Genomic DNA, 12531 nt, shown 5'->3' with positions numbered 1-12531 from the left:
TTCGATCCGGCAAGTATTGTTGATAATATCCCTTTTATCAATCGATCAGCCGCATTCCTTGTACCATTTTTTTATCAATCGCGCGGAACTCCCTAGCGCTCTTGAAAATAACAGGGGCGAAGACTGAAATCAGCCTTCGCCCCTCTTCCGGCTTTCAGAAACCGGACACAGTTGGCATTAATTGCCACCGCGTAACATGTCTTAACGTTCCTGCAGGATTCGCAGCATGCGCCTCAGCGGCTCAGCAGCACCCCACAACAACTGGTCACCCACCGTAAAGGCAGAGATATACTCCGGCCCCATGGCGAGCTTCCTGATCCGGCCGATCGGAACGCTGAGCGTACCCGTGACCTTGGCAGGCGTGAGCTCTTCCATAGTGGCATCACGATCATTGGGAATTACTTTAACCCAATCGTTCGCCTTGGCCAGAATAGACTCAATTTCCTCTACCGGCAGGTCCTTCTTAAGCTTGATAGTCAGGGCCTGACTGTGGGAACGCATCGCGCCGATGCGGACACAGATACCGTCGATCGGAATCGGCTTATCGCTACGACCCAGAATCTTGTTGGTCTCAACACCGGCCTTCCACTCTTCCTTGCTCATTCCGTTGTCGAGCTGCTTGTCGATAAACGGAATCAGGCTTCCCGCAAGCGGCACACCGAAGTGCTCAGTCGGGAACTCACCTGAACGCATGGTTTCGGTAACCTTGCGATCAATTTCGAGAATGGCGGACGACGTATTGGCCAGCTCGGATTTCACACTGCCATGCAGATCGCCCATCTGGTTGAGCAGCTCCCGCATGTTTTGGGCACCGGAACCGGAAGCGGCCTGATAGGTCATGGGAGAAACCCACTCGATCAGATCCTGCTCAAGCAGGCCACCGAGAGCCAGCATCATCAGACTGACGGTGCAGTTACCACCGACGTAATCCTTAACACCCTTGGCCAGAGCCGAATCGATCACATTGCGGTTAACCGGATCCAGCACAATCACTGAATGGTCGACCATGCGCAGGGTCGATGCGGCATCGATCCAGTAGCCCTGCCAACCGGCATCGCGCAGCTTCTGGTACACCGCCGAGGTGTAATCTCCACCCTGGCAAGTAACGATAACATCGAGGGTTTTCAGGGTATCGATATCGAACGCGTCCTGGAGTGGAGGCACTCCTTCCTTGCCAACGTCCGGCGCCGGTTTGCCGGTTTGCGACGTTGAGAAAAATACCGGATCGATATCGGCGAAATCGTTTTCGTCACGCATGCGCTGCATGAGGACCGAACCCACCATGCCACGCCAACCTACAAGTCCAACTCGCTTCATGTGCGACCTTTGAACCTCTTTTATGCCCGCCCTCAGCCCTTTTCGCTGGCTGGGACAGGATGGGTGATCCCGCGGCAGCCGCATCGTGGTGCCGTCGGGGCTCAAATAATCGGGACAGGCGCCTGCTTACAGGGCAGCCAGTACGGCTTCACCCATTTCACGGGTCGACACCCGTTTGCCGTCATCGGACATGATGTCAGCTGTACGCAAGCCCTGATCCAACACCTTGCTGACCGCTGCCTCAATAGCCTCCGCGGCTGCGTCCTCACCTAAGCTGTAGCGCAACAACATGGCGGCACTCAGGATGGTCGCCAGCGGATTGGCAATGCCTTGACCGGCAATATCCGGGGCTGAACCGTGGCAGGGTTCATACATTCCCTGCTTGTCTGAGTTCAGCGACGCTGATGGCAACATGCCAATAGACCCGGTCAGCATGGCGGCTTCGTCAGAAAGAATATCACCAAACATGTTGCCAGTCACAATCACGTCGAATTGCTTGGGTGCCCGAACCAGCTGCATGGCGGCGTTGTCCACATACATGTGAGACAGCTCGACATCCGGGTATTCCCGACACAGATCGTTCATGATCTCGCGCCAAAGCACGGTCACTTCCAGGACGTTGGCCTTGTCCACGGAGCAGAGTTTCTTGCCCCGCTGCTGAGCCGCCTCAAAAGCTACACGACCGATCCGGCGAATCTCGGATTCGGTATAAGCATAGGTGTTGTAGCCCTGGCGCTCACCACTCTCAAGTTCACGGACGCCTCGCGGCTGACCAAAGTAGATGCCGCCAGTCAGCTCCCGCACGATCATGATATCCAGACCAGACACCACCTCGGGCTTCAGTGACGACGCAGAGGCCAGCTGGGGATAAAGGATGGCCGGCCGCAGGTTGGCAAACAGCTCCAGATTCGAACGCAGACCCAAAAGACCCTTTTCCGGTCGCTTGGCCATCGGAAGGCTATCCCACTTCGGACCGCCCACCGCACCCAGCAGGATGGCGTCGGCTTTTCTGGCGCTCTCCAGTGTTTCCGCCGGCAGCGGCGAATCGGTTTCATCGATGGCTGCACCACCGACCAGACCTGATTCAAAGCTGAGCCCCAACCCAAATTTTTCGTTTACTTTTTTCAGTACCTGTTCCGCTTCGGCAACGATTTCGGGACCGATACCATCGCCCGGCAGCATTAATACGGTTCTGGACATAATCCTTTCCTGAGTCAGATCTACTTCAATCAATAAAAATCAGTTTCCGGCGCCAAACAACCAGGGCGCGGTCTGTCGACGCTGCTCTTCGTAGGACTTGATAACATCGGCTTGCTCAAGGGTGACGCCGATATCGTCGAGGCCATTCAGCAGGCAGTGGCGACGAAAGTCATCAACCTCAAAATCAAAGGCCTCTCCGGCAGGCGTGGTGACCGTCTTTGCCTCGAGATCAACCGCCAGCTGATAGCCCTCTTGAGCTTCAGCTTCACTGAAAAGCTGGTCAACAATTTTTTCATCCAAAACAATTGGCAACAAGCCATTCTTAAAGCAGTTGTTATAGAAAATATCGGCGAAGCTGGGGGCAATGATCACCCGAAAACCATAGTCTTCCAACGCCCACGGGGCGTGCTCACGGCTCGAGCCACAACCAAAGTTAGTGCGGGCAAGCAGCACACTGGCGTTTTTATACCGATCCTGGTTAAGCACGAAATCCGGGTTGATCGGCCGCTCGGAGCAATCCTGATCCGGCTTTCCTTCATCCAGATAGCGCAGTTCATCAAACAGGTTCGGCCCAAACCCGGTCCGCTTGATGGACTTCAAAAACTGCTTGGGAATGATCATGTCCGTGTCCACATTGGAACGGTCCATGGGGGCCACCAGGCCCTGGTGTTGCTTTAATGCGCGCATGGTCTCTCTCCTGTGGCTCAGTTCATCAATTCACGGACATCAACGAAATGGCCGGTAACCGCTGCGGCGGCGGCCATGGCTGGGCTGACCAGGTGGGTGCGACCACCGAAGCCCTGACGTCCTTCGAAGTTACGGTTGGACGTGGACGCGCAATGCTCACCCTGCCCCAATTTGTCGGCATTCATGGCCAGACACATGGAACAACCCGGATCACGCCACTCCAATCCAGCTTCAATGAAGATCTTGTCGAGCCCTTCCTGTTCGGCCTGGGCTTTCACCAACCCCGAGCCCGGCACCACCATGGCCTGCTTCAGACCAGCGGCAACCTTGCGTCCCTTGACCACTGCCGCGGCCTCGCGCAGATCCTCAATACGGCTGTTGGTGCAGGAACCGATAAAAACCCGATCCAGGGCAATGCCCGTGATCGGCGTGTTGGGCTCAAGCCCCATGTACTTCAAAGCCCGAACAATGCCCTCACGCTTGATGGGATCTTGCTCTTTGGCCGGATCCGGCACGAAGCCATCGACGCCAACAACCATTTCCGGTGAAGTACCCCAGCTGACCTGCGGCTTGATGTCAGAGCCTTCGAGCTCGACCACTTTATCGAACACAGCGTCGTCGTCGCTGTGCAGAGTGCGCCAGTAATTTACGGCCGCATCCCACGTTTCGCCCGTTGGCGCAAACGGCCTACCACGCACGTAGTCAATGGTGGTGTCGTCTACGGCAACCATGCCCACCCGGGCACCCGCTTCAATCGACATATTGCAGATGGTCATTCGTGCTTCCATGCTCAATCCACGAATGGCTTCTCCACCAAATTCGATGGCATGGCCGGTGCCGCCAGCGGTACCAATCTTGCCAATGATCGCGAGCACAACGTCTTTACCCGTGACACCCGGCCCGAGCTTGCCGTTCACCTTCACCAGCATGTTTTTCATTTTCTGCTGCACCAGGCACTGGGTCGCCAGCACGTGCTCAACCTCGGAAGTGCCAATACCATGGGCAAGACACCCAAAAGCACCATGGGTGGACGTGTGAGAATCGCCACAGACGATGCTCATACCGGGCAGCGTTGCGCCCTGCTCAGGCCCAATGACGTGCACAATCCCCTGGCGCTGATCCTTGATCTTGAATTCAAGGATGCCGAACTCGTCGCAGTTCTTATCGAGGGTTTCCACTTGAGTGCGGGACACCGGATCAACAATACCGTCGATTCCCTTGTCGCGGTCTGTGGTCGGAACGTTGTGGTCTGGCGTGGCGATGTTGGCATCGATCCGCCAGGGCTTACGCCCGGCCAGACGCAAGCCCTCAAACGCCTGCGGCGAAGTGACTTCGTGCAACAGTTGACGATCGATATAGATCAACGCTGAGCCGTCATCCCGTTGCTTGACCAAATGGTCGTCCCACAATTTGTCGTATAAGGTCTTGCCCGCCATGATTACTCTCTCGTTCGTTGGGGGTTCTTGATTGTTCAATGAATGGGGCCATCTTACTCCCCCGCACCCAATAACCTCAATTCATGTTTTTTATTCTTTGCATTCCAATTTGGCATAATTTATTTTTGGGACTGTAGCGCTCACGGCATGCACTCTTATTACATCCACTGCCCCGGTGAAGCCCATGGATTCCAATTCTCTTCGCGCCTTTCTGACCATTGTCGATCAGGGCTCTTTCTCAGAAGCCGCCGAGGTTTTGCACCTCACCCAGCCGGCCATCAGCAAACGCCTGGCGGCCCTGGAGCATCAACTGGGCACCACCTTGATTGACCGCAGTCATCGGCAAATCCGGCTGACGGAAGCCGGTACTCGCCTGCTGCCCCACGCACGCCTGATTCTGGACGAAATCCATAACGCACGGGTATCGCTGTCTCCGGATAATGAAACCCTTGCCGGTGAGCTCCAGATCATTGCCAGCCACCACATCGGCTTGCACCATCTGCCCAACTGGCTTCGGCGCTTTACCTCTGAATACCCCGACGTGAAACTGAATCTGCAGTTCATGGAGTCGGATGCGGCCTACGCGCAGATGCGCAAACGAAAGGCGGAACTGGCGTTTGTCACGCTCAGTGACAGCATGGAAAGTCATTTCATGGTGTACGAGCAATGGGCAGACCCAATGGCCTTCGCCACTGGACCAGACCACGAACTCACCGGCCAAAACCCGGTAACCCTTAGCGACCTGGCTCGTTACCCGGCACTCCTGCCGGACACCACAACCGCGACCTACCGAACCGTCAGTCGCTTGTTCCTGGAGGCAAACCTGCCCTTACAGCAACAGATTCCAACCAACTATCTGGAAACCATAAAGATGATGACCAGTGTCGGGCTGGGCTGGAGCGTTCTACCCATCCGCATGCTGGACAACTCCGTTCACAGGCTGGATCTCGGCTTTTCGGTTTCGCGGGTATTGGGTGCAATTGGGCTCTCAGGCCGTCGGCTTAGCCTTGCGGCCCAGGCCTTGCTGGCAATCGTAAGGGAAGAAGAACTGAACAAAGGTCCAGACCAGAAACCGGATTAGCCTGCCGCTTGAAAAGCAGGTGCTGGAGGAGGTCTCAGCCCCCGCCAGGCAATGACAATGGCAGCCAGCATGGCAATGGCACCGCCCCAAAACGCAGCGGAGGTGCTGAAACCATCAACGAGGAACCCGGACATCCAGGCCCCCAAGGCACCACCTGCACCAAAGGTCAAGCCACTATACAGCGCTTGGCCCTGGCCATGATGATGCTTGCCGAAGAAACCCTGAATGTATTGAACTGAGAGCGCATGGAGCGCGCCATAAGAGGCCGCATGCAGGCACTGCGCGAAGATCAGCACCGCCAACACATCGGTCACCTCTGCGATCAACACCCATCGAATCGTCGTCAGCGCCAGCGCACCGATCGCAATCTGCCGGACACTGAACCGGCGAGACAGTCGGTGCATGACCAGGAACAGGCCTATTTCGGCAATCACCCCCAACGACCACAGCAAACCAATGGACAGCTTGCCATACCCATGCTGCTCCAGATGGATACTGAAAAACGTGTAATAGGCCCCGTGCGACACCTGCAGCAGGAAGTTCATCAGGAAGAACGCAACCACGGCTGGGTGCGTGACAATCGCTTTCAAACTGCCTTTTGGCGCAGGCGGCTTACGCTCGCCTTGCTCCGAGGGCACCAGAAACGCAGAGATCGCAATACCGGCGAACACCGGTAATAGCAGCCAGGGCAGGCTTTGGATGGGAACATACTCGAGAATGGCCCCGACAAGCCCGACGGCGACAATGAACCCGACCGAGCCCCAGAGCCGGACCTTCCCATACTTATCTTTGCGTTTGCCGAGTGTGCGGAGCGTGATGACTTCATAAAGCGGGAGGATGGCATTCCAGAAGAAGGTAAACGCCAGCATGACAAGTAACAGGCCATAGAACCCAGGCTCAAGAAACACACCCGCGAAAAACAGCGAGCCGGTGATTGCCCCGAAGCGAACCAACCGAACCCGCTGTCCGCTGCGATCACCGAGCCAACCCCAGACGCTGGGAGCAACGATTTTGGTCAGCTGAATGGTCGCCATCAACGTGGCGATCTGGAGATAGGTAAACCCCTGCCCCTCGAGGTACAGGGACCAGTAAGGCAAAAGCCCTCCGAGGAGGGCAAAGAACCAGAAATAGAGGTTGGACAGTCGCCAGTAGATAGCCTGCGCTCCCGAGCCAGCTGGGGTTTAAAGCTGGCCCAGAACTGGCGTGTCTACCGAGACATCACCGTTTTGTCCGCGGTGACGCAGGTAATGATCCATCAACACGATGGCCATCATCGCCTCTGCAATCGGCGTGGCACGAATGCCAACGCACGGATCGTGGCGTCCGGTGGTGATGATCTCGGCCGGGTTGCCGTGAACATCGATGCCACGTCCGGGCAGACGGAGGCTGGAGGTCGGCTTTAAAGCGATGCTCGCCGTGATTGGCTGGCCAGAGGAAATACCACCCAGTACGCCACCGGCGTTGTTCGACAAAAAGCCTTCCGGCGTCATTTCGTCCCGGTGCTCCGTGCCCTTCTGCTCGACACTGTCAAAGCCGGCCCCGATCTCCACCGCCTTGACCGCATTGATGCTCATCAGGGCATGGGCCAGATCGGCGTCGAGACGATCGAATATAGGCTCGCCCAATCCCGGCGGGACACCCTCGGCCACCACGTTAATGCGGGCACCGATGGAGTCACCCTCCTTCCGCAGCGCGTCCATGTAGGCCTCCATTTCTGGCACCTTATCGGCATCCGGGCAGAAGAATGGATTCTGGTGTACCTGGTCCCAATCGATCTTTTCGATCTTGATAGGGCCAAGCTGAGACAAATAACCGCGAATGGTTATACCCAGGCGTTGCTCCAGGTACTTCCGGGCGACCGCTCCCGCGGCAACCCGCATGGCGGTCTCCCGGGCAGAAGAACGTCCGCCACCACGATAGTCACGCACACCATATTTGTGCATGTAGGTATAATCGGCGTGCGCGGGCCGGAACTGCTCGGCAATCTTGGAGTAATCCTTGGAGCGCTGATCGGTATTCTCGATCAGCAGGCCGATCGGAGTGCCGGTGGTCTTGCCTTCGAACACACCGGACAGAATCCTGACTTCATCCGCCTCACGACGCTGAGTGGTATGTCGCGAGGTGCCGGGCTTACGAAGATCCAGATCGCGCTGCATGTCCGCTTCTGTTAGCTCCAGACCCGGAGGGCAGCCATCAATAATGCAGCCCAGTGCAGCGCCGTGGCTTTCACCGAAGGAGGTGACCGTGAACAACTTTCCGAAGGTATTTCCCGACATGATTCAGCACTTTATTCAGTTTATATAAGAAAAGGGTTTAAGCCTTTTTCTGCCATTCGCGAAGGGCTTCCGCAGTAACCAGGAATACCCCACTGCCACCATTCTCAAACTCCAGCCAGGTCAGCGGAAGATCCGGATAGGCGTCATCCATCGCGCCCCAACTGTTGCCAACCTCGACAATGAGGAGTCCATCCTGTGTCAGGTGCTCGGCAGCCTTTTCGAGAATTCGATGCGCAATATCCAACCCATCAGACCCAGCCGCCAATCCCAACTCAGGTTCGTGATGGTATTCATCCGGCATATCAGCAAGATCTTCCGCATCAACATAAGGCGGATTGCTCAGAATGACATCGTACTGGCCAATGATGTTGCTGAATACGTCGGACTGGATGCATTGGACCCGATCACCAAGCTCGTGCAGGTCAATGTTCGATTCAGCTACCTCCAGCGCATCCACCGAGATGTCCGCCAGATCAACCAGAGCGTCTTCAAACACGCTGGCCGCGCCAATGCCAATACAGCCACTGCCGGTGCAAAGATCCAACACACGACTCACAGACTTGTCACCCAACCAGGGCTGGAGACCGTTTTCAAGCAGTTCCCCGAGGGGTGAGCGCGGCACCAGCACGCGCTCGTCGACGTGAAACGGCATACCCATGAACCAAGCCTCACCCAGCAAGTACGCGAGCGGCACCCGCTCGGTGATCCGGCGATTGATGCGTTCGAGAATCAGCTGTCGCTCTTCACGGACCAAGCGTGCATCGAGAAACAGGGTGTTGTTTTCCAGCGGCAGGTTCAGGGATCGCATTACCAACTGAACCGCCTCATCCCAGACATTATCGGTGCCATGACCAAAATACAGCCCGGAAGCCGCAAATTGCGTTGACGCGTATCGCAGATAGTCGCGAACGGTATGGAGGTCATCAATAGGGCTGGTCACGGGCACGGTCCTGTAAGGCGAAATTAACAGCGCGACATTATACGCCCTTTCGTGCCCGCCCTGCAGCCTCTGCGGCGTCCGGTCTTTGCAGACGCCCGATCAAATAGCGAGTGGGCCGGAGCTGTTGCGATTCTCCTCGAATCTGTCCAGTGCCGCTGACATGCGCTCTCGGCCAAGCTGAATCAACTCAGGCGCCTTGTGGTAGTCGTAGCTTCTGCTGGCGTTCTTGGGGATATTAACCAGCAGATCCGGCGGATAACCGGCGAGCTTGTACTGCACAAGCGCGCTTTGCATGGTTTCGACGGTCAGGTTCATGACATCGAACTTGCCAATTCCCAGCTTGTCCCAATCGATGGTTTCGTGCTCTTCCTGGGCCTTCTTCGTGGCCGCATTATTTTCTTCCTGTTTTTCAGCGTCTTTCTTCCGCATCTCCCGGGAGATCTTATCCTCCGGGGTTTCATCACCCTCGCCCTTTCGCGCAGCTAGTGACTTAAGCGTATCCCAGTCAAACCAACGAGATGCCTTTTCCCGTATCGTGTCCACCCACTCATCCATGTCTGCGCCTTCGGAATCCTGGCTGAACGCGGCGTCTGGGATTCGGCGACGTCGCTCGTCCTCGCCGCTGAGATTGACCGCTACAATCAAATCGGCATGGGATGAGATGGTGGGTATGATTGGCAATGGGTTCAGCAGCGCGCCATCAACCAGAACCCGCCCGTTCAGGACGAGCGGGGTAACAACACTGGGGATAGCCACGGAGGCCCGTATGGCCTGATCAAGCGGACCTTCCTGGAACCAGATCTCTTTGTGGGCGAGCAAGTCGGTAGCCACTGCCGTAAAGGCAATGGGCAAATTCTCGATTCGGATGTCGCCCAGCATTTCCCGGACCACGGAGAAGATCTTTTCACCGCGTATCGCGCCAACCGAATTAAAGGTGACGTCCAGTAACTTAAGGACATCAAACTGGCCAAGGCCGGTTACCCAGTCCTTGTACGCCTGCATTTTGCCCGCTGCATACATGCCGCCAACAAGCGCACCCATGGAACACCCTGACACCGCAATGATGTCGTAGCCGCGTTCAACTAAAACTTCGATAGCCCCAATATGGGCATAGCCCCGGGCGCCACCGCTACCCAGCGTCAGCGCCACCGTTTGCCGTTTGGCAGTCGTCTTTGGCTGGTTTGATGATGTCTCCGATGCGGCCGCAGATACGTCAGAGCTTTTTACAACCGCCGAGGCACCGTCTTCAGTGCCAGAGGTCACAGTCTGTTCAGGGTCGGCCCCCGGCTTGTTTTTGGAATCACCCATGAAACTACCTCGTGATAACCGTCACTTCTACTCGATCGCCCTGGCGATCAGGGTCGGCGATGGGAACGCCCGGACCAACAATAATGAGTTTCTGGCGCGCCGCCGGCACCCCGGTTTTGGATAAAACTTCCGACAACGACTCCGTTGCCTGCGCAGTACGAGCCATGGCCTCTTCTACCGTTTCATCGGCACCAAGAGCGGCAAAGCCCGTGAGAATAACCGTGGCCGTGTCGTCACTGGCCCAATCTGAAATCCGGCGCCGCTCTGTGGCCGACCAGTCGAAACGATAGGTGACCCCGCCTTGCCAGGGCACCACAACCGGCCCGCGAATTCTGGTATTAACGCCGCCCAGCCCCGGAACCACTGCCCCCGGGTCCACAGAGAGGTGCTCAATCCAAACATATTCCCTGAGATTGCCCCGGGTTACCGTGTAGACCAAGGTTAACCAACGGCTGCCATCGCTTTCGGTGGTTCCTGCAACCAGATAATCCTGAGTGGCATCCCGGCCGTAAAGAACGCGCTGCCCAAAGATCTGATTGGCCCAGACATTACTACGCCCGCATCCAACCCCTGAACACTCGAACAACACCTGGGCACCTCGAGCCTGCAACTGGCCACGATAATGATCCCTCGCCTTTTCACGACTGGAATCACGGGCAATTTCGTACAATCGCCCTTCGCCTTCAACCGGGAGACGCGCCAAGGACTCCGAGCGAATCTGATCATTCACTTCCCGCACCGGGCTAAACAGAACCAGATGCCCGGGTGACCGGATGGTCGTCGTGGTCTCAAGCGAAGATTGAGGAAAGGGCTCAGGCATTACCTCGGGGGTAGCGGCCGTCGCCGTAGGTGCAAAGCCGAATGCTGACAACAGCACGCATAGTGAAAACAGTTTTTTTGAAAAGATATTATTCATCGCTCAGAAAGTGTTGAATGGCCTCGGAAACCGGGCGTGTGTTGCCATCCAGGTGGCAATGATGTCCACCCGGGACATGGGCAACCCTCAGGTTTGCAATGACTTGACCCCGCTCATCCAGCCCGCCGCGATTGGCCAGCAGACCAGATTCAGCGCGCACGAACAGGGTCGGCGTGGTAATCGCCCGCAGCGAGGCCATGACCTGATCCTCACTCATCATCAAAGGCGTTGGATGGCGCAGACGCGAATCGGTCCGCCAGACATAGCCGCCCTGCTCGGGCCTCATGTTGCGCGGAATTAGGGTAAGCGCAGCCTCCGGACTCAGCGGGCTCAGCCCCCCTTCCCTGGCCTTGGCGGCCGTTTCAATATCTGGGTAAACAGTTGGCCGCCCCGAACCCGCCAGCCGCTTCTGGACCGCTCGCCGAAGCTGCGGAATCGTCTGTTCGACCGGACGGCTCATGGCACCAAGGCTGTCGATCATAACCAGTTTTCGGACCCGTTCCGGGAATGCAGCGGCATAAAGCGCACAGACGATACCGCCAAGGGAATGCCCGACCAGGTCCACCTGTTCTTGTGAACTGGCGAGCAGATGGTTTTCAACCAGTTCCGCCACATCCGCAACGTAATCCATCAACAAATAGCTTTGCCCGGCCGGGCGATGTCCAGATTTTCCGTGACCGGCCATATCAACCGCATACACGTCGGACCGAGAGGCTAATTCAGGGGCCAGTTTGATAAACGTCAGGCTGTTATCGAGCCAGCCATGCAGCATAAGCACCGGCACGTCGCTCGTGGTTTTGCGCTCTGCATGCCAGTGCAAACCCGCAAGACGAATGTTCCTGAGTTGCCACTCCACCTCCCGGAAATCGGTCACGCTCTGAAAGACCTTAGGAGGTACCGCGGTATCGTTCATGCGCGGGTCGCCTTACATCGTGTGCGTGGGACGATCAGAACTCAGCGACCCCGCCAGATAGGATTCGATTTTGGTGCGGGCGGTCTCGTCGTCGCCATTGAACTGGACGCCGATGCCAGCGGCCCGGTTGCCTTGGGCACCTTTCGGGGTAATCCAGATCACTTTGCCCGCCACCGGAATTTTTTCGGGCTCATCCATGAGGTTCAACAGCAGAAAAACCTCGTCGCCCAGCTGATACTGCTTTTGGGTCGGGATGAATAATCCGCCCTGGCGGATATACGGCATATAGGCGGCATAGAGAACCGCCTTGTCTTTAATGGTCAGGGTGAGAATGCCACTGCGTGCACCAAATCCGGGCCCCATAACAGACACCTTTCCTTTGTGATCTCAATAGGTTGTTGCAGGGACAAAAATCCCTGTCTTTTCGCAATCATAGCAGTTGTTTGTCAGGAAGGCG

12 protein-coding genes are annotated in these 12531 nt (G+C 56.7%); 1 reads left to right on the top strand and 11 read right to left on the bottom strand.

From position 1 onward, the window contains the following. Positions 1-201: 201 nt before the first annotated feature. The 4 genes from asd to leuC form a co-directional block, all read right to left on the bottom strand. Entirely contained in the window at positions 202-1317 is a 1116-nt protein-coding gene (gene asd, locus FGO67_RS10825; RefSeq protein ID WP_203300706.1) for an aspartate-semialdehyde dehydrogenase, read from the bottom strand. Between the two features lie 126 nt (positions 1318-1443). Continuing rightward, a complete protein-coding gene (gene leuB / locus FGO67_RS10820) occupies positions 1444-2517 on the bottom strand; it encodes a 3-isopropylmalate dehydrogenase (protein WP_203300705.1) in 1074 nt (357 codons plus the stop codon). 39 nt (positions 2518-2556) lie between these two features. Further along, the gene (gene leuD / locus FGO67_RS10815) at positions 2557-3204 is read right to left on the bottom strand and encodes a 3-isopropylmalate dehydratase small subunit (RefSeq protein ID WP_203300704.1); all 648 of its coding nucleotides are present in this window, start codon (positions 3202-3204) and stop codon (positions 2557-2559) included. A 17-nt stretch (positions 3205-3221) separates the two neighbouring features. Beyond that, positions 3222-4640 (bottom strand): 3-isopropylmalate dehydratase large subunit, encoded by a 1419-nt coding sequence (leuC, locus tag FGO67_RS10810; RefSeq protein ID WP_203300703.1) that lies wholly within the window; start codon positions 4638-4640, stop codon positions 3222-3224. A 184-nt stretch (positions 4641-4824) separates the two neighbouring features. Between leuC and FGO67_RS10805 the strand changes: the two genes are divergently transcribed. After that, positions 4825-5721, top strand: a complete 897-nt coding sequence (locus tag FGO67_RS10805; RefSeq protein ID WP_203300702.1) for a LysR family transcriptional regulator — start codon at positions 4825-4827, stop codon at positions 5719-5721. Here FGO67_RS10805 and FGO67_RS10800 read toward each other — a convergent pair. The 7 genes from FGO67_RS10800 to FGO67_RS10770 form a co-directional block, all read right to left on the bottom strand. Further along, positions 5718-6863, bottom strand: a complete 1146-nt coding sequence (locus FGO67_RS10800) for an MFS transporter (RefSeq protein ID WP_275297944.1) — start codon at positions 6861-6863, stop codon at positions 5718-5720. The genes FGO67_RS10805 and FGO67_RS10800 overlap by 4 nt on opposite strands. 39 nt (positions 6864-6902) lie before the next feature. After that, positions 6903-7997, bottom strand: coding sequence for a chorismate synthase (gene aroC, locus FGO67_RS10795; protein WP_203300701.1), 1095 nt, complete (start codon positions 7995-7997; stop codon positions 6903-6905). Positions 7998-8034: 37 nt separating this feature from the next. Beyond that, positions 8035-8937 (bottom strand): 50S ribosomal protein L3 N(5)-glutamine methyltransferase, encoded by a 903-nt coding sequence (gene prmB / locus FGO67_RS10790; protein WP_203300700.1) that lies wholly within the window; start codon positions 8935-8937, stop codon positions 8035-8037. 99 nt (positions 8938-9036) lie between these two features. Then, entirely contained in the window at positions 9037-10245 is a 1209-nt protein-coding gene (locus tag FGO67_RS10785; protein ID WP_203300699.1) for a patatin-like phospholipase family protein, read from the bottom strand. Positions 10246-10249: 4 nt separating this feature from the next. After that, positions 10250-11065, bottom strand: coding sequence for a DUF4892 domain-containing protein (locus FGO67_RS10780; protein ID WP_238942331.1), 816 nt, complete (start codon positions 11063-11065; stop codon positions 10250-10252). Positions 11066-11153: 88 nt separating this feature from the next. Further along, complete coding sequence (locus tag FGO67_RS10775) at positions 11154-12074, bottom strand: alpha/beta fold hydrolase (protein ID WP_203300697.1); 921 nt, start codon at positions 12072-12074, stop codon at positions 11154-11156. A gap of 12 nt (positions 12075-12086) precedes the next feature. Continuing rightward, positions 12087-12437 (bottom strand): PilZ domain-containing protein, encoded by a 351-nt coding sequence (locus FGO67_RS10770; protein WP_008171779.1) that lies wholly within the window; start codon positions 12435-12437, stop codon positions 12087-12089. Positions 12438-12531 lie beyond the last annotated feature (94 nt).

This window comes from Marinobacter sediminum (genome assembly GCF_016820575.1).
Taxonomy (GTDB): domain Bacteria; phylum Pseudomonadota; class Gammaproteobacteria; order Pseudomonadales; family Oleiphilaceae; genus Marinobacter; species Marinobacter sediminum.
The sequence above is the reverse complement of the archived record's forward strand: the minus strand, read 5'-3'. Positions and strand labels throughout refer to the sequence as shown.